Below are 17774 nucleotides of genomic sequence, written 5' to 3'. Positions count from 1 at the left end.
GAGGGGGGGGCGTGGGGAGCGGGGGGGGGGGGGGGGGCGGGGCGGGGTGGAGCCCCCCCCACGCCCGGGACGGTCAGGAGAGGTGGCTGACGTGCGGCCAGTCGATGTCGACGTCGGCGGCCTTGTTGAAGTAGTTGGTGAAGACGTTGAGCGCCACGTTGGCGATCACCTCGGCGACCTCGCCGTCGGTCAGTCCGGCCTCGCGGGCGGCCTTGAGGTCGGCGTCGTCGAGGTCCCCGCGGGTGCGGGTCAGCGTGACGGCGAGGGCCAGTGCGGCGGCGGTCCTGGCGTCCGCCGAACCGCCGCGCCGGGCCTGCTCGGCGGCGTCCGGGGAGAGGCCCGCCAGTTCGGTGGCGAAGTGGGTGTGGGCGGAGAGGCAGTAGTCGCAGGCGTTCTCCTGCGCCACCGCGAGGGCGATGGCCTCGCGGGTGGCGGCCCGGAGCCTGCCGCCGCCGAGGGCGCCGGCGAACTCCAGGTAGCCCTTGAGGACGGCGGGGCTGTTGGCCATCACCTTGGCCATGTTCGGGGTGACCCCGAGGGCGGTGCGGACGGCGGCGAGGAGGTCGGCGGCGGGGCCGGTCGCCTCGGTCGGCTCGATGATCGGAAGTCGCGACACGGGGATGCTCCTGGATGGTTGCACAACCAAAGTTCTAATGGTTGCTGGCTGCTCTAGCCATTAGAACTATGTCAGGGGAGTCTCACGGTTGCAAGTCCGCCGTACCATGAGGAGGTGGACCTGAACGCATACGAGAGCGGTGGCGCACCCCTACTGGGCGAGCCCCTGCCGATCGAGCTGGCCAATGCGACCTACGCCGTGCGCGGCCGGCTGGTGGACGGGCTCACGACCGTCGAGCACGCCGCCGCCTGGCTGCGCGACAACCGGGCCCGGTTCGCCACCGCGCTCGACGACGACGCGCTGCTCGCCCTCGACGAGGCGGACCTGCGCGCGATCCGGTCGCTGCGCGATGCGGCCCGTACGCTGATCGACGCCGCCGCCCGCGGCACGGAGGCGCCCGCCGGGGCGGTCGACGAACTCAACCGTCACGTGCGGCGCGCCCCCAGCTGGCGCGAACTGGCACCGGGCCCCGGCCCGGCCACGCTCACCCGCAGCGCCGCCGACCCGGTCCCCGCCGCCCTCGGCGAGATCGCCCAGGCGACCGTGGACCTGGTCACCGGCCCCGAACGCGAGCTACTGCGGGCCTGTCAGGCGCCGGGCTGCGTCCTGTACTTCCTCAAGAACCATCCGCGCCGCGAGTGGAGCGGCCCGGACTGCGGCAACCGCGCCCGTGCCGCCCGCCACTACGAGCGCACCAGGCAGAGCTGACCCGCCGGGGCGGCCCGGCGGCGAGAAGGAGGGCCGGCCATGGATCCCTGTCCGCCCGTGGAGCCGGACGCCACCGAGCTGGCCGCGATGGTGCGGCGCCGCGAGGTCACCCCGACGGAGCTGGTCGAGGCGGCCGTCGAGCGGATCGAACGGCTCGAACGGCTCGGCCCCGGCCTCAACGCCGTCGTCCTCCCGATGTACGACGCCGCGCTCGCGGCCGCCACGCAGCCGCCGACCGGCCCGCTCGCCGGGGTGCCCTACCTGCTCAAGGACCTGGCCACCGAGGTCGCCGGGGGCCGCTTCACCGAGGGTTCCCGCTTCCTGCGCGACCATGTCTCCGGCTACGACAGCGAACTGGTCCGTCGGCTGCGCCGGGCCGGGCTGATCGTCCTGGGCAGGACCAACACCCCCGAGTTCGGCATGGTCCCCACCTGCGAGCCGGTCCTGCACGGGCCGACCCGCAACCCCTGGGACCCCACCCGCTCCACCAGCGGATCCAGCGGCGGCTCGGCGGCCGCCGTCGCCGCCGGACTGGTGCCGGCGGCGCACGGCAACGACCTGGGCGGCTCGATCCGGTTCCCCGCCTCCGCCTGCGGCCTGTTCGGGCTCAAGCCCACCCGCGCCCGCAACCCGCTCGGGCCGGAGTACGGCGACGTGGTCGGCGGATGGGCCTGCGAGCACGCCCTCACCCGGTCGGTGCGCGACAGCGCCGCGCTCCTCGACGCCACCTGCGGGCCCGCCCCCGGCGACCCGTACCCGGCGCCGCCGCCGCGGCGGCCGTTCGCGCAGGAGGTCGGGGCCGACCCCGGCCGGCTGCGGATCGCGTACACCGCCCGCACCCCGGACGGCTCCCCCGGGCACCCCGACTGCGTCGCCGCCCTCGACGACGCCGTCGCGCTGTGCGACGAGCTCGGCCACGAACTGACGGAGGCGGACCTGCCCGGGCTGACCCCCGCGGTCGGCTCGGCCATCGGCACGGTGTTCGACGCGGCCACGGCGTGGATCGTCCGCTACTGGGTCCGCCGGCTCGGCCGCGAGCCGGCCGAGGACGAACTCGAGCCGCTGACCCGCGCCTACCGGGCGGCGGGTGAGCGGGTCGGCGCCGCGGACTACCTGCTGGCGGTCGAGGACCTGCAGGCGTTCGCCCGGGTCGTCGCCGGCTTCCTGGCCCGCTTCGACCTGTGGCTGACGCCGACCATGTCCGCACCGCCCGTGCCGCTCGGCGAGATCACCTCCACCGAGGACGATCCGCTGCGGGCCGCCCGCAACGGCGGCCGGACCGTCGCCTACCCGGCGGTGGTCGCCAACCTCACCGGCAACCCCGCGATGTCCGTCCCGCTGTGGTGGAACCCGGCCGGACTGCCCGTCGGGGTCCACTTCCTGGGCCGCTTCGGCGAGGAGGCCACCCTGCTGCGGCTCGCCGCCCAGCTGGAGGCCGCCCGGCCCTGGTCCGGGCGGCGGCCGCCCGTGCACGCCTGAGCCGGTCCGAAGGGGCGCACGACCGGGGTCGTGGCCGGGTGCCGCCCGGCGTAGCGTGGCAAGGAGGAGAGGGTCTCCGCTGCGGTCTCATCGGGCTGCCCCGCGGGCGCGTCCGGCATCGCCCGGCTCTCCCGGACCTGCCCGGTGGGGAGGAGGAGCGATGTCGGTCGTGGAACTCGATGCGGCCAAGCAGGAGGCGTTCGCGGGACGCATGATCGAGGTGGTGAACGACGCCTGCCTGGCGCTGATGGTGGGCCTCGGCCACGAGGCCGGGCTGTTCGACGTGATGTCCGTCCTGCCGCCCGCCACCAGTGCGGAGATCGCCCGGGCCGCCGGGCTGAGCGAGCGCTACGTACGGGAGTGGCTCGGTGCGACGGTGGTCGGCGGGATCGTCGACTACCGTCCGGCGGACGGTACTTACGCGCTGCCGCCGGAGCACGCGGCCTCGCTGACCAGGGCGGCCGGGCCGGACAACCTGGCCCGGATCGCGCAGAACCTGGGCATGATGGGCGAGGTCGAGCAGCGGGTGCTGGCGGCGTTCCGGACCGGGGCCGGGCTTCCGTACTCGGCGTACCCGAGGTTCCAGGCGCTGCAGGCCGAGGAGTCCGGGCAGGTGTACGACCTGGCGCTGGTGGACGGGATCGTGCCGCTGGTGCCCGGCCTCGCCGAGCGGCTGCAGCACGGCATCGACGCGCTGGACATCGGCTGCGGCCAGGGTCACGCGGTCAACGTGCTGGCCGCGGCGTTCCCCGCCAGCCGCTTCCGGGGGCTCGACGCCTCGGAGCAGGGCATCGCCGCGGCCCGCGCGGAGGCGGCCGGACTGGGGCTGCCCAACGCCGAGTTCGAGGTCGGTGACTGCGCCGCGCTGACCGGCTCCTACGACCTGATCACGGCGTTCGACGTGATCCACGACCTGGCCCGGCCGACCGCCGCGCTCGCCGCGATCTCCGGGGCGCTCGCCGAGGACGGGGTGTTCCTGATGGGCGACATTGCCGCGTCCAGCCGGCTGGAGGAGAACGTCGACCATCCGCTCGGGCCCGCGCTGTACACCTTCTCGGTGTTCTACTGCATGTCCGTCTCGCTGGGCGAGGGCGGGGAGGGGCTCGGCACCGTGTGGGGCGAGCAGACCGCCCGGCGGATGCTCGCCGAGGCCGGGTTCGGCCGGGTCGAGGCCGAGCGGGTGGCGGGCGACATCCTCAACGTGTACTACGTGGCCCGCCGTTGAGGCCGGCCGGAGCCGGTCCGGTTGTTCTTGAACGGTCGCTCATGTATGGTCCTGCCATGCCCCGACCCCGCGAGTTCGAGCCCGACACCGTGCTCGACCAGGCCATGCGCAAGTTCTGGGAGCGCGGCTACCGGGCCACCTCGATCGAGGACCTGGTGAAGGCGACCGGCGTGAAGCCGGGCAGCATCTACAGCGCCTTCCCGGGCGGCAAACGGGCCCTGTTCCTCAAGTCGCTGGAGCGCTACTCCAAGCTGGTCGTACCGCAGAAGCTGGGCGAACTGGAGGCGCCGGGGGCGTCCCTGGCGGAGCTGCGCGGCTACTTCGACGGGCTGGTGCGCGACCTGCTCAGCCCGGAGGGCCGGCAGGGCTGCCTGCTGGTCAACACCGCGATCGAGAACGCGGCCGAGGACGACGAGGCCGCGGCCGTCGTCCGGGGCCACCTGGCCCGCCTGGAGAACTGCATGGCCGCCGCCCTGGACACCGCCCGCCTGCGGGGCGAGGTCCGGGCCTCGCTGGACCCGGCCGGCAGCGCCAGGCTGCTGGTCGCCACCTGCCAGGGGCTGATGGTCGTGGGCAAGGCCAACCCGGACGAGGCGGTCCTGCGCGGGATCACGGACAACGCGTTCGCCGCCCTCGCCTGACCACCGGCAGCCACACCCTTCGGGCCACCGCACCCCGCGGTGGCCCTTCTTCCGGCCCAATAGTTGAATGACCACTCAAGAATGGATGCGATCATGAAGGCCATCGTCATCTCCGCCCACGGCGGCCCCGAGGTGCTCACCCCCGCCGAGCTGCCCGACCCCGTCCCCGCCGACGGCGAAGTCCTCGTCCGCGTCAGGGCGTTCGGCCTCAACCACGCCGAGGCCTACATGCGGGCCGGCGCCTGGGGACAGGTGGCGGCCGTCCCGGGGATCGAGTGCGCCGGGACGGTCGAGTCCGACCCGTCGGGCCGGTTCCCGGCCGGGACCACCGTGGTGGCGGTCCTCGGCGGCATGGGCCGGACCCGCAACGGCAGCTACGCCGAGCTGGTGACCGTCCCGGCCTCCAACGTGGTCGAGGTCCGCTCCGGGCTCGGCTGGGCCGAACTGGCCGCCGTACCCGAGGTCTACGCCACCGCGTGGAGCGGCCTGTTCGGCAACCTCGAGCTGCGCTCCGGCGAGACGGTCCTGGTCCGCGGCGCGACCTCGGCCCTCGGGCAGGCCGCGGTGGGCCTCGCCGTCGACCACGGCGCCCGGGTGGTCGCCACCACCCGCAGCGCAGGCCACCGCACCCTGCTCCGGGAGCTCGGCGCGCACGAGGTGCTGATCGACGACGGCCGGCTCGCGCCGCAGGTCAGGGAGGGCGGGATCACCGTGGACGCCGTGCTCGACATCGTCGGCAACAGCGTGCTGCGGGACTCCCTGGCCCTGGTCCGCCCGCGCGGCCGGGTCTGCCAGATCGGCTTCCTCGGCGGCTTCGACCCGGTACCGGACTTCGACCCGATCGCCGACCTGCCCAGCGGGGTCCGGCTCAGCTTCTACGCCAGCGCCTTCGTCCTCGGCACACCGGAATTCCCGCTCACCGACGTCCCGTTGGACGAGATCTACGCCAAGGTGGAGGCCGGTGCGCTGCCGGCCGGTCCGGTCCGGGTCTTCCGGTTCGAGGAGATCGTCGAGGCACACCGGATCATGGAGAGCGGTACCGCACTCGGCAAGATGGCCGTCACCGTCGGCTGACCCGCCGCCACCGGTCGGGCGCGCGGCTCCCCGCGGGCCCGACCGGTGGCGGGACGTCAGAGCAGGTGCCGCCGGAAGAAGTCGGCCGCCTCCGCGCCCACCCGGGCGCGGGCACCGGGGTCGGCGGGTTCCGGGGCGAAGAAGTCGTCGTGGCGGACCGCCGGTCCCGCCGAGCGGCCGCTCGCGGTGGGGATGTGCTCCAGGTACGGCCGGGTGTCGGCCTCGTACGGGGTGACCTGGTCGGCGCCGCCCCAGCGGATCTCCACCGGCACCCGCACGGTCGCCAGGCTCTCCGGGGTGACCAGCGCGCCGATGCCGGGGGCCACCTGGAAGACCGCCCGCACCCGGGCGTCCGCGTGGTCGGCCGCGGCAGCCTCGAGCGCGTCCTGCAGCAGGTCCTGGTCCGGGTGCTTGGCCCGCAGCGCCTGGAGCACGTCCGGGAACTCCGGGACCTCCGGCAGGGGGACGGCCCCCGTCAGCACCGCCGACAGGATCCGCGGGTCGACGCGCGCGCCGGCCAGCGCCGCCGCCGTGTACCCGCCGAGGGAGAACCCCGCCACGCCGACCGGGCCCAGCGGCCGTTCCCGGGCGAGCGCGTCGAGGACGAAGGTGACGTCCCGGGGCCGCTCCCAGACGTGCAGGAAGCCCTCCGGCTCGTAGCCGTCGACGTAGTTGTTGCCGTGGTGGTCGAGCGCCGCCACCCGGAGACCGGCCTCCAGCAGCGGCCGCACCAGCCACTCCATCGCGCCGCCGGAGCCGCCGGTACCGTGCGAGAGGACCACCAGCGGGCCCGGCTCGGACGGCGGGCGGTCCGGCTCCCACCGGTAGACCCGGACCGGGCGCGGCCGGTCCGGGTCCCGCAGGTCTCTTCGGGACTCGTCGTACAGGACCTGGATCAGCGGCTGTTCCTGACTGGAGATCATCATGGCGACATCCTAGGAACGGCCCCCGACACCGCGGCCCCGGGCCCCTGGTCGGGGTCAGCGGGCGGCGGCGGCCAGCTCGCGGGCCTCGCGGTCCGAGGCGACGGCCGGGGGCGAGCCGGGCAGCGGGCGTCCCGCGCTCTCCGGCATCATCCGCACCGCGACCAGGCCGATCACGGCGGCGGCCATCATGTAGTAGGCGGGCATCATCCGGTTGCCGGTGGCGTCGATCAGCGCGGTCACCGCCAGCGGGGTGGTGCCGCCGAACAGCGAGACGGAGACGTTGAAGCCCACGGCCATGGCGCCGTACCGGATGTGGGTCGGGAAGAGGGCGGGCAGCGCGGCGGGCATGGTGCCGGTGAAGCAGGTCAGCAGCAGGCACAGCCCGCCGACGCCGAGCAGGACGCCCCACGCGCCGCCGTGCCGGATCACCAGCAGCGCGGGAACGGAGAGCAGCAGGAACCCGGCGCAGCCCGCCAGCAGCACCGGCCGGCGCCCGATGCGGTCCGACAGCCGGCCAACCGGGGCGTTGACGGCCATCATCAGCACCATCGCGGCGATCACCACCAGCAGTCCGCGGGTGGCGCCGAGGCCGATTTCGGCGGTGAGGTAGGTCGGCAGGTACGACAGCAGCATGTAGTCGGTGACGTTGTAGACCAGCACCAGCGCCATGCAGAGCAGCAGGGCCCGGCGGTGCCGGGTCAGCAGGTCACGCAGGCGGCTCTTCGGGCGCTGCCGTTCCGCCGTCTCGGCCTGCTCCTGGAGGGTGCGGAAGGCCGGGGTCTCCTCCAGCCGCATCCGCAGGTAGAGCCCGATCAGGCCGAGCGGCCCGGCGAGCAGGAACGGCAGCCGCCAGCCCCAGGAGAGCAGGCTCGGCTCGTCCAGGGCGGTGGTCATCGCGGTGACCAGGCCGGCGCCGGCGACGTAGCCCACCAGGGTGCCGAACTCCAGCCAGCTGCCGAGGAAGCCGCGGCGCCGGTCGGGTGCGTACTCCGCGATGAAGGTGGTCGCGCCGCCGTACTCGCCGCCGGTGGAGAAGCCCTGCACCATCCGGGCGAGCAGCAGCAGGGCGGGGGCCCAGATGCCGATGGCGGCGTACGAGGGGATCAGGCCGATCGCGAAGGTGCCCGCGGCCATCATGATCATCGTGGTCGCGAGGACCTTCTGCCGCCCGATCCGGTCGCCGAGCGGGCCGAACACCAGCCCGCCGAGCGGCCGGATCAGGAAGGCGGCGGCGAAGGTCCCGAAGGTGGCCAGCAGCTGGGTGGCGCCGCCGGCCGTCGGGAAGAAGACCTTGCCCAGGGTGACCGCGAGGTAGCTGTAGACGCCGAAGTCGAACCACTCCATGGCGTTGCCGAGGGCGGCGGCGGACACCGCGCGCTTCAGCATCTTCGGGTCGACGACGGTGACCTCGCCGGGGGCGGGGCGCCCGGCCGCGGGGACCGGGGTGGGGCCGTGGCCGGTGGACTGGGGGGTTCGGACGGACGTCTGACTCAAGGGTTCGCCTTCGGTGCGGGAACGGTGACCGCTCCCGCCTCACCGCCTCCGCGCCGGTCAAACCCCTGGGCCGCGGTACTGAGAGATCCCTCACGGCTCCCGTCGGGTCACTGCGGCGGGCGTCGGCACCCGCGGGCGCGGCGCAGCCCGCCGAGGAGGAAGAGCAGGAGCAGTGCTCCGAGGGCGACCGGCGCCAGGCGCTTGAGCAGCGGGCCGCGGGCCAGCGCGACCAGGTCCAGCGGCTCCCCCTCGGGCGGGGTGACGGGCGCGGCGGGGGTGACGGACGCGGCGGGCGTCTGCCGGGGCGCCGGTTCGGCCGGTGGCACGGTCGAGGGCGCCACGGTCTCCGCAGCCACCGTCGGCTGCGGCGCCGCGGGCTGCTCGGGCCGGGCGGGCTGCTCGGGCGCCGCGGGCTGCTGGCGCTCGGCGGCCAGGTGGGCCTCCAGGCAGTCGACGAACTGCCCGATCAGCTTCTTGCTGATGTCGGTCATGACGCCCGCGCCGAACTGGGCGACCTTCCCGGAGACGCTGAGCCGGGTCTCCACGGTCACCCGGGTGCCGTCGCCGTCCGGGGCGAGCCGGGCGGTGATGTGCGCGTCGGCGTTGCCCTGGCCGTGGGTGTCGCGGCCGGCGGCCTTGAGCCGTACGGTGTGCGTCGCCTCGTCCTGCTCCTCGAACGTGGCGGCGCCGCGGTACTGGACCGTCACGGCGCCCACCCGGACCTTGACGGTGCCGTGGAAGCGCTCGCCCTCGACCTCGGTGAGGCTCGCTCCCGGCATGCAGGGCACGAGCCGTTCGACGTCGGTGAACAGCTCCCAGGCCGGTCCGATCGGAAGACTGACCCGGAACTCGTTGGTGAACTCCATGCGGCGGGCCTCCTCGCTGGCAGCACCCCCTCCGGTTCAACGGTGGCCCGGCGCGGCCCGATTCCCGCCCCGCGACGCGCCCCGGGCCCGGCTCAGCTCCACAGGCTCACCCGTACGGTCGGCCGGTAGTGGTCGGCCGGCACCCCGGCGGCCCGGGCCAGCAGGCTGCGGACGGCGGCGGGCGTGGTGACGAAGCGGCACAGCGCGGAGGCCGTCGGGGTCCGCCGGTCGCCGTGCAGGGCGCTGGCCCGCAGCACGGCGTCGACCGGTGTGCCGGGGACGGCGACCACGGTGAGCACCCGGCGGCGCAGTTCGTCGCGGACCAGGTGGGCGGCGGCGAGGGCCAGCCCGTCCCCGGCGACGGCCGCGCCGAGGGCGGCGCCGGCGCTGGGGAAGACCGCGGCGTCGCGCTCGCCGACGCCGTGCCGGGTCAGGAACGCGCCGCCGGGGGTACCCGGGTCGAGGCCGCCCGGGCCGAGCAGCCAGTGCTGTCCGGCGAGCCGGCCGACCGGCAGGTGCAGCCGGCCGCCGGCCAGGTGGTCGATTCCGGCGCCGAGGTGGTGCGGGGCGGCGACCACGACCAGGGGGACGCGCAGGAACGGGATGTGTTCGAAGGTGTCCGGGCGCAGCGCGGAGCCGCCGAGGCCGCCGGTGCCGTCGGGGTCGGCGTCGGCGAGGCCGATGGCGATGTCGGCGCGCCGGTCCAGCAGCAGGTCGACGAGTGCGCCCGCGGGCACCGCGAGGGTGGTGGTCTCGACGTCCCGGTACTGGCGGACGAAGGCCTCCAGCAGCGGCGGGACGATCTGCTCGGCGACCGTCTCGGTGGCGGCCAGCCGCAGGGAGGAGCCCTCGGTGCCGGCCTCGCGGACCTTGCGGCGGGTCTCCTCGGCGAGGCCGACGATCTCCGCCGCGCCGGCCGCCAGCCGCCGCCCGCCGGGGGTCAGGGCGATGCCGCCGGCGGCGCGGACGAAGAGCTGGTCGCCGAGTTCGCGGCGCAGCGCGGCGACCGAGCCGGAGACGGCGGGTTCGCTGACCCGCAGCGAGATCGCCGCGGCCTTGACGGAGCCGAGCCGGGCCACCGCCAGGAAGGCCTTCAGCTGGGTGAGGGTCATCTCCTGCCTCCCGCGGGCCCGGGCGTGGGGGCCGTCGGCGCCGCTCGGGGTCGGTCGGCGCGCGGGTCCCTCCGGTTCAGCCGCGGGAGGCTCTTAACCATTCCCCTAAGTCGGCGTTGACCGGTCCGTCCGGCGGGCCGACAGTGTGGTTGTGCGGCGATGTCGGCCCGTTCCGGCGTCCGTTCGGCGCTTCGCGTGAGCGTGCGCAGTGCGCGTGGGCCGGGCCCGGTGCGCGTGCCAGGTGCGCGTGCCCGGCGCTCGCGAGCAGTGCGCGTGAGCAGTGCGCCCGGGCAGTACGGATGCCATCCGTCCGCGGCCGTCGCCCGAGACGTTGCTGGAGGCCACCGTGCAGGTTCCCGCGTCATTCGAGTACCGGCGGGCGTCGAGTGTGGAGGACGCGCTGACGCAGTTGGAGCGGTTCGGCGAGGAGGCCCGGGTGATCGCCGGCGGGCACAGTCTGCTGCCGATGATGAAGCTGCGGCTGGCCCGTCCGGGGCTGCTGGTCGACATCAACGACCTGCACGAGCTGGACTACGTGCGGGTGGAGGGCGACGAGCTGTGCATCGGGGCGCTCACCCGCCACCGCGAGCTGCTGGAGTCCGAGCCGGTCGGCCGGCTGTTCCCGATCTTCCACGACGCCGAGCGGGTGATCGCGGACCCGCCGGTGCGCAACCGGGGCACCATCGGCGGCTCGCTCTGCCAGGCCGATCCGGCGGAGGACCTGTCGGCGGTGTGCGCGGCCGTCCGCGCGGTGGCGGTGGTGCTCGGCGGCGGGGGCCGGCGCCGGGTGCCGATGGCGGAGTTCTACCGGGGGCCTTACGAGACGGACGTGGGGACCGGCGAGATGCTGGTGGAGATCCGGGTGCCGGTCGTGCCGGGGGCCGGCAGCGCGTACGAGAAGGTCGAGCGCAAGACCGGGGACTGGGCGATCGCCGCCGCGGGCGCCGCGCTGGCGGTGGTGGACGGGCGGATCGCCTCGCCGGGGATCGGGCTGGCCGCGGTCGGCGTCTCGCCGGTCGGGTACCGGCGGGCCGAAGAAGCGCTGGCCGGGCGGGAGCCGTCGGCGGAGGTGTTCGCCGAGGCGGGCCGGATCGCGGCCGAGGACTGCGATCCGGTGACCGACACCCGGGGGACGGCGGCCTACAAGCGCCATCTGGCGGGGGAACTCACCGAACGCGCCCTGCGCCGGGCCGCCGAGCGGGCCGGGCGGCCCGTCGCGGCGGCCTGACCGGGCCGGAAGGGCTGGACGACGATGCAGGTGACCATCAACGTCAACGGCGAGGACCGCACCGCGGAGGTGGAGGCCCGGCATCTGCTGGTCCGCTTCCTGCGGGACGACCTGGGGCTGACCGGCACCCACTGGGGCTGCGACACCAGCAACTGCGGCACCTGCGTGGTGCTGCTCGACGGCGAGCCGGTCAAGAGCTGCACGGTGCTGGCCGTGATGGCGGACGGGCACCGGGTGCGCACGGTGGAGGGGCTGGAGGGGGCGGACGGCCTCGACCCGGTGCAGCAGGGCTTCATCGAGCAGCACGGGCTGCAGTGCGGTTTCTGCACCCCGGGCATGATGCTCACCGCCCGGGCGCTGCTGGACCGCAACCCGGACCCGACCGACCAGGAGATCCGCGAGGCGATCTCCGGCCAGCTGTGCCGGTGCACCGGCTATCTGAACATCGTCCGCGCCGTCCAGTGGGCCGCGCGGCACCCGTTGGAGGCTGCGGCCGCCCCGAGCGCGGGGAGCACACCATGACCACCCTGGAGGAGACCGGGGTCGACCAGGAGTCCGGGTCGGCGCCGGAGCAGGAGCGCCCGATCGGGTACGGGCGGTTGAAGCGCAAGGAGGACCCGCGGTTCGTCCGGGGCAAGGGCCACTACGTGGACGACGTGCAGCTGCCCGGCATGCTGCACGGCGCCGTGCTGCGCAGTCCGCTGGCGCACGCCCGGATCCTGTCGATCGACACCTCGGCCGCCGAGTCGCATCCCAAGGTGCGCGCGGTGATCACGGGTGCCACGCTGGCCGGTCTGGGGCTGGCCTGGATGCCGACGCTGTCGATGGACACCCAGGCGGTGCTGGCCACCGACAAGGTCCGGTTCCAGGGCCAGGAGGTGGCGTTCGTGGTGGCCGACGACCACTACGCGGCGCGGGACGCGATCGAGCTGATCGACGTCGAGTACGAGCCGCTGCCGCCGGTGATCGACGCGCGCCGGGCGCTGGACGCGGACGCCCCGCTGATCCGGGACGACCAGGAGGGGCGGACCGACAACCACATCTTCGACTGGGAGTCCGGTGACCGGGCCGCCACCGACGCGGTGTTCGACCGCGCCGAGGTGGTCGTCGCCCAGGACATGCTGTACCCGCGGGTGCACCCGGCGCCGCTGGAGACCTGCGGCTGCGTGGCGGACCTGGAGCCGGTGGACGGCAAGCTCACCCTCTGGTCCACCACCCAGGCCCCGCACGCCCACCGCACCCTGTACGCGATGGTGGCGGGCCTGCCGGAGCACAAGATCCGGGTGGTCGCGCCCGACATCGGCGGCGGCTTCGGCAACAAGGTCGGCATCTACCCGGGCTACGTCTGCGCGATCGTCGGCTCCATCCTCACCAAGAAGCCGGTGAAGTGGGTCGAGGACCGCTCCGAGAACCTGATGAGCACCTCCTTCGCCCGCGACTACCACATGCACGGCGAGATCGCCGCGACCCGGGCGGGCCGGATCCTCGCGGTGCGGGTCAAGGTGCTCGCCGACCACGGCGCGTTCAACTCGACCGCCCAGCCGACCAAGTACCCGGCCGGTTTCTTCCACGTCTTCACCGGCTCGTACGACATCGAGGCCGCGCACTGCGCGGTCACCGGCGTCTACACCAACAAGGCGCCCGGCGGCGTCGCCTACGCGTGCTCGTTCCGGGTCACGGAGGCGGTGTACCTGATCGAGCGGATGGTGGACTGCCTCGCCGACGAACTCGGCGCGGACCCGGCCGAGTTGCGGATGCAGAACCTGCTGCGGCCCGAGCAGTTCCCGTACCCCAGCAAGACCGGGTGGGAGTACGACTCCGGCAACTACCGGGTCACCCTGGCCAAGGCGCTGGAGCTGGCCGACTACCCGCAGCTGCGGCGGGAGCAGGCCGAGCGGCGCGAGCGCGGCGAACTCATGGGCATCGGCCTGTCGTTCTTCACCGAGACGGTCGGCGCCGGGCCGCGCAAGCACATGGACATCCTGGGGCTCGGCATGGCCGACGGCTGCGAGCTGCGGGTGCACCCGACCGGCAAGGCCGTGGTGCGGATCAGCGTGCAGAGCCAGGGGCAGGGCCACGAGACCACGTTCGCCCAGATCGTCGCCGAGGAGCTCGGCATCCCGCCCGAGGACATCGACGTCGTCCACGGCGACACCGACCAGACGCCGTTCGGCCTCGGCACCTACGGCAGCCGCTCGACGCCGGTCTCCGGCGCCGCCGCGGCGGTCGTCGCGCGCAAGGTCCGCGACAAGGCGCGGATCATCGCCGGCGCCATGCTGGAGGTGTCCGCCGACGACCTGGAGTGGGAGAAGGGCCGCTGGTTCGTCAAGGGCGACCCGACGGCCGGCCGCACCATCCAGGAGATCGCGCTCGCCGCGCACGGGGCACTCGAGCTGCCCGAGGGCGTGGAGGGCCACCTGGAGGCCACCACGGTCTACAACCCGCCCAACCTCACCTTCCCGTACGGCGCCTACCTGTGCGTGGTGGACGTCGACCCGGGCACCGGCGCGGTGAAGGTGCGCCGCTTCGTCGCGGTCGACGACTGCGGCACCCGGATCAACCCGATGATCATCGAGGGCCAGGTGCACGGCGGCCTCGCCGACGGCGTCGGCATGGCCCTGAGCGAGATCATCAGCTTCGACGAGGACGGCAACTGCCTGTCCGGCTCCTTCATGGACTACCTGGTGCCCACCGCGCTGGAGGTCCCCGCCTGGGAGCTCGGCCACACCGTCACCCCCTCCCCGCACCACCCGATCGGGGCCAAGGGCGTCGGCGAGTCCGCCACCGTCGGCTCGCCGCCCGCCGTCGTCAACGCCGTGATGGACGCGATCGGGGTCCGGCACGCCGACATGCCGCTCACCCCCGGACGGGTCTGGCTGGCGATGCACGGAGGTGTGGAGGCCCCGCAGTGAGCACCGACACGGCCCTGGAACGGCGGATGGCCGACCTGAGCGCCCGGCAGGTGCCCTTCGTCAGGGCCACCGTGGTCCGCGCCCTGCACCCCACCAGCGCCCACCCCGGGGACACCGCACTGGTCCTCGCGGACGGCCGGATCGAGGGCTTCGTCGGCGGGGTCTGCGCCGAGGCGACGGTACGCCTGCAGGCGCTGCGGGTGCTGCACAGCGGCGAGTCGGTGCTGCTGCGGATCTCCCCCGACGCCCCCGCGGCCCCGCAGGAACCCGGGCCCGGCCACCTGGCCGGCACCGCGCCGGACGGCACCGTCCTGGTCGCCAACCCCTGCCTGTCCGGCGGCGAGCTGGAGATCTTCCTGGAACCGCTGCGCCCGGTCCCCGTGGTGCTGGTCCTCGGGGACACCCCGATCGGGCGCAGCCTGGTCGCGCTGGGCGGCGGGCTCGGCTACGACGTCCGCGCGGTGTCCGGCACCGCCGCGGAGCCGGACCCCGGCGGCGCCGACGCCGAGGGGCTCGCCGGGGCCTCGGCCGTGGTGGTCGCCTCGCACGGCCGCCAGGAGGAGGACCTGCTGACCCGCGCCGTCCGGGCCGGGGTGCCGTACGTCGCGCTGGTCGCCAGCCACCGGCGCGGGGCGGCGGTGCTGGCCGGCCTCGACCTGGACGACGCCCAGCGCGGCCGGATCCACACACCGGCCGGACTGTGGCTCGGCGCCCGCACCCCCGGCGAGATCGCGGTGTCGATCCTCGCCGAACTGGTGGCCTCCCGGCACGCCGTACTGGTGCACAGCGAGGACGTCACCGCAGCGGCGGACCAGCCGCCCGCCGCGGAGCCGCGCACCGCGGTCGACCCGGTGTGCGGGATGACCGTCGCGGTGCTCGAGGACACGCCGTCCTCGGACGTCCGGGGCCACCGGCACTGGTTCTGCTCGGCCGGCTGCCGGGACCGCTTCGAGGCCGACGGCGCCGTCCCCGCGGAGCAGCCGTGACCGGGCCCGCCACCGGACCCGCGGGCGGGACCGGCGAGGCGGCGCGCACCCTGGTCGCCCGCGCCGCACCCGACCCGCAGGCGCTGCGCGCGGCCCTGGACGGCCTCGGCTACCTCACCGACACCGGCCTGACCACCGCCCTCTACCTGGCCCTGCGCCTGCCGCAGCCACTGCTGCTGGAGGGCGAACCCGGCGTCGGCAAGACCGAGGCCGCCCGCGCCCTGGCCGGCGTGCTCGGCAGCCCGCTGATCCGGCTGCAGTGCTACGACGGACTCGACGCGGCCGAGGCCCTGTACGAGTGGAACTACCCCCGCCAGCTGCTCAGCATCCGGCTCGCCGAGAGCCGCGGCACCGCGCTCGCCGAGGCCGACCTGTTCACCGACGCGTTCCTGCTGCGCCGCCCGGTGCTCGCCGCGCTCACCCACCCGGGCCCGGCCCCCGCGGTGCTGCTGATCGACGAGATCGACCGCGCCGACGACGACTTCGAGGCCTTCCTGCTGGAGGTGCTGGCGGAGGCCAGCGTCACCATCCCCGAACTGGGCACCGTCCGGGCCGCCGTCGAACCGGTCGTCGTCCTCACCTCCAACCGGACCCGCGACCTGCACGACGCGCTGAAACGCCGCTGCCTCTACCACTGGATCGACTACCCCGACACCGAACGGGTGGTGGAGATCGTCCGGCGCCGGGTCCCCGGCACCAGCGCCTCGCTCGCGGCCGAGGTGGCGGCGGCGGTACGGCGGCTGCGCGCCCTGGAGATCCAGAAGCCGCCCGGCATCGCGGAGAGCATCGACTGGGTGTCCGCGCTCACCCTGCTCGGCGTGGAACGCCTCGACGCCGAGGCCGCGGACCGCACTCTCGGAGTACTGGTGAAGTACCGCGAGGACCACGACCTGGTCCGCGAACGCGGCCTCGGCTGGCTGGCGGGCGCCCCCGATGGCTGAGCCCGGCACCCCGCCGCCGGACCTCGACTGGCCCTCGCTGGCCGCCCGCTTCGGCGCGGCGCTGCACACGGCGGGCGTGCCGGCCGCGCCGGACCGCTCGGCCCGATTCCTGGCCGCCCTGCGGCTGCTGCCGCCCGTCGACCGGCCGGCCCTGTACTGGGCGGCCCGTCTGGCGTTCGTCACCGCGCACGAGCAACTCGGCCCGTTCGACCGGGTGTTCACCGCAGTGTTCGGCGGGCAGGCCGACCCGGCGGAGTCCCGCGGCTCCCCCGGCAACCCGCCCCTGCCCGGACTCGCCCCGAAACCCGGCCCACCCGACCCGGCCGCCGCCACCTCCCCCGCGCCACCGCGGCGGCAGGACGCAGCACTGCCGAGCGGCGGACTCCACCTCGACCCGGCCGACCGGCCCGGCCCGCGGCCCCGCGACACCGGCGTGCAGCGCTTGGTCGGCAGCAGCGCGGAACTGCTCACCCAACGGGACTTCGGCACCTTCGGCCCCGGCGAACTGGGCGAACTGGACCGCCTGCTGGACCACCTGGTGCTCCGCGTCCCACTGCGCCGCACCCGGCGCCGCCGCGCCGATCCCGACGGCCGCCGCATCGACCTGCGCCGGAGCCTGCGCCGCAGCCTGCGCACCGGCGGCGAGACGGTACGGCTGGCGCGCTCACGCGGCCGGCTGCGCCGCCGACCGCTGGTGCTGCTGTGCGACATCTCGGGCTCCATGGAGCCGTACACCCGCGCCTACCTGCGGATCTTCTCCCGGCTCTGCTCGCGGGCGGGATCGCCGGTGCCCGCCGAGATCTTCGTGTTCGCCACCCGGCTGACCCGGCTGACGCCCGTGCTGCGGCACCGCGGGCCGGACGCGGCGCTGCGCCGGGCCGGCCGGACCGCGCCCGACTGGTCCGGCGGCACCCTGATCGGCCGGGCGCTCACCGAGTTCACCGACCGCTTCGGGCGCCGCGGGATGGCCCGCGGGGCGGTGGTGGTGATCTTCTCCGACGGCTGGGAGGGCGAGGACCCGGCGGCGGTCGGACGGGAGACGGCCCGGCTCGGGCGGCTCGCCCACCGCGTGGTGTGGGTCAACCCCCGTAAGGCGGCGCCCGGTTACCTGCCGCTCGCCGCCGGGATCGCGGCGGCGCTGCCGCACTGCGACGCCTTCGTGAGCGGCCACAGCCTGGCGGCGCTGCCTGAGGTCTTCGACGCCATCGCCGGGGCGGCTCCCACGCGGCCGGCCCGCGGGCGCTGCTGACTGCGGGCGGCGGTCCCGCCGGGGGCGGGCGACGGGTGGTGCCGAGGCAGCGCAGTTGACATCGGGTCGGCGTGCGGGTCCCTGGCCTCCGGCCTGGTGAGCGGCGAAGCACTGTCCTCGGACCGGGAGGTGCTCGGCGGTTCGCCGACGCGTCCGGGTGGGAGCACCCACCGGCCGAGCGCCCCGGGGAGCATCGCGCACCCGGCGGGACTGGTGGACCGGCTCTCCCGGCCGGCGCGGCTCGTCGTCGGGACGGAACGGCTCCGGGGTGGCTCATGGCGGTGCCCGGGCAGGGGCGAGCGGGGGGCACCCGTACG

The 17774-nt window shown here is 75.0% G+C and carries 16 protein-coding genes; 11 read left to right on the top strand and 5 right to left on the bottom strand.

Annotation, left to right across the window (positions count from 1 at the left end):
• Window positions 1-73 precede the first annotated feature (73 nt).
• Window positions 74-616, bottom strand: coding sequence for a carboxymuconolactone decarboxylase family protein (locus AC2TEW_RS26025; RefSeq protein WP_484625780.1), 543 nt, complete (start codon window positions 614-616; stop codon window positions 74-76).
• Between the two features lie 114 nt (window positions 617-730).
• Between AC2TEW_RS26025 and AC2TEW_RS26020 the strand changes: the two genes are divergently transcribed.
• The 5 genes from AC2TEW_RS26020 (at window position 731) to AC2TEW_RS26000 (ending at window position 5743) form a co-directional block, all read left to right on the top strand.
• Complete coding sequence (locus AC2TEW_RS26020; RefSeq protein ID WP_484625779.1) at window positions 731-1324, top strand: CGNR zinc finger domain-containing protein; 594 nt, start codon at window positions 731-733, stop codon at window positions 1322-1324.
• A 39-nt stretch (window positions 1325-1363) separates the two neighbouring features.
• Window positions 1364-2803 (top strand): amidase, encoded by a 1440-nt coding sequence (locus AC2TEW_RS26015; protein WP_484625778.1) that lies wholly within the window; start codon window positions 1364-1366, stop codon window positions 2801-2803.
• Window positions 2804-2963: 160 nt separating this feature from the next.
• Window positions 2964-4028, top strand: coding sequence for a class I SAM-dependent methyltransferase (locus AC2TEW_RS26010; RefSeq protein WP_484625777.1), 1065 nt, complete (start codon window positions 2964-2966; stop codon window positions 4026-4028).
• A gap of 56 nt (window positions 4029-4084) precedes the next feature.
• Window positions 4085-4669: a TetR/AcrR family transcriptional regulator gene (locus tag AC2TEW_RS26005; RefSeq protein ID WP_484625776.1), complete on the top strand. Its 585-nt coding sequence runs from the start codon at window positions 4085-4087 to the stop codon at window positions 4667-4669.
• Window positions 4670-4762: 93 nt separating this feature from the next.
• Window positions 4763-5743, top strand: coding sequence for a zinc-binding dehydrogenase (locus AC2TEW_RS26000; protein ID WP_484625775.1), 981 nt, complete (start codon window positions 4763-4765; stop codon window positions 5741-5743).
• Window positions 5744-5799: 56 nt separating this feature from the next.
• Here AC2TEW_RS26000 and AC2TEW_RS25995 read toward each other — a convergent pair whose 3' ends face one another.
• The 4 genes from AC2TEW_RS25995 to AC2TEW_RS25980 form a co-directional block, all read right to left on the bottom strand.
• Window positions 5800-6669, bottom strand: coding sequence for an alpha/beta hydrolase family protein (locus AC2TEW_RS25995; protein WP_484625774.1), 870 nt, complete (start codon window positions 6667-6669; stop codon window positions 5800-5802).
• Between the two features lie 54 nt (window positions 6670-6723).
• Window positions 6724-8163 (bottom strand): glycine betaine/L-proline transporter ProP, encoded by a 1440-nt coding sequence (proP, locus tag AC2TEW_RS25990; RefSeq protein ID WP_484625773.1) that lies wholly within the window; start codon window positions 8161-8163, stop codon window positions 6724-6726.
• Window positions 8164-8270: 107 nt separating this feature from the next.
• Window positions 8271-9029 (bottom strand): SRPBCC family protein, encoded by a 759-nt coding sequence (locus tag AC2TEW_RS25985; RefSeq protein ID WP_484625772.1) that lies wholly within the window; start codon window positions 9027-9029, stop codon window positions 8271-8273.
• Window positions 9030-9121: 92 nt separating this feature from the next.
• Window positions 9122-10141, bottom strand: coding sequence for a LysR family transcriptional regulator (locus tag AC2TEW_RS25980; RefSeq protein ID WP_484625771.1), 1020 nt, complete (start codon window positions 10139-10141; stop codon window positions 9122-9124).
• Between the two features lie 346 nt (window positions 10142-10487).
• Here AC2TEW_RS25980 and AC2TEW_RS25975 point away from each other — a divergent pair, with 346 nt between their 5' ends.
• Genes AC2TEW_RS25975 through AC2TEW_RS25950 form a run of 6 tightly spaced genes read left to right on the top strand, consistent with a single transcriptional unit; the run spans window position 10488 to window position 17457 of the window.
• Window positions 10488-11369: an FAD binding domain-containing protein gene (locus AC2TEW_RS25975; protein ID WP_484625770.1), complete on the top strand. Its 882-nt coding sequence runs from the start codon at window positions 10488-10490 to the stop codon at window positions 11367-11369.
• Window positions 11370-11393: 24 nt separating this feature from the next.
• A complete protein-coding gene (locus AC2TEW_RS25970) occupies window positions 11394-11891 on the top strand; it encodes a (2Fe-2S)-binding protein (RefSeq protein ID WP_484625769.1) in 498 nt (165 codons plus the stop codon).
• Window positions 11888-14281 (top strand): aerobic carbon-monoxide dehydrogenase large subunit, encoded by a 2394-nt coding sequence (locus tag AC2TEW_RS25965; protein ID WP_484625768.1) that lies wholly within the window; start codon window positions 11888-11890, stop codon window positions 14279-14281. The genes AC2TEW_RS25970 and AC2TEW_RS25965 overlap by 4 nt, the downstream gene beginning before the upstream one ends.
• Window positions 14278-15267 (top strand): XdhC family protein, encoded by a 990-nt coding sequence (locus tag AC2TEW_RS25960; RefSeq protein WP_484625767.1) that lies wholly within the window; start codon window positions 14278-14280, stop codon window positions 15265-15267. Before AC2TEW_RS25965 ends, AC2TEW_RS25960 begins: the two co-directional genes overlap by 4 nt.
• Window positions 15264-16208 (top strand): AAA family ATPase, encoded by a 945-nt coding sequence (locus AC2TEW_RS25955; protein WP_484625766.1) that lies wholly within the window; start codon window positions 15264-15266, stop codon window positions 16206-16208. The genes AC2TEW_RS25960 and AC2TEW_RS25955 overlap by 4 nt, the downstream gene beginning before the upstream one ends.
• Window positions 16201-17457 carry a vWA domain-containing protein gene (locus tag AC2TEW_RS25950; protein WP_484625765.1) on the top strand — a complete coding sequence of 419 codons (1257 nt, stop codon included), beginning with the start codon at window positions 16201-16203 and terminating at the stop codon, window positions 17455-17457. The genes AC2TEW_RS25955 and AC2TEW_RS25950 overlap by 8 nt, the downstream gene beginning before the upstream one ends.
• Window positions 17458-17774: the final 317 nt, after the last annotated feature.

This window comes from Kitasatospora sp. NEAU-CNBT7, from assembly GCF_057220535.1.
Note: the sequence above shows the minus strand (reverse complement) of the source record. Positions and strands in the feature narration are given on the sequence as shown.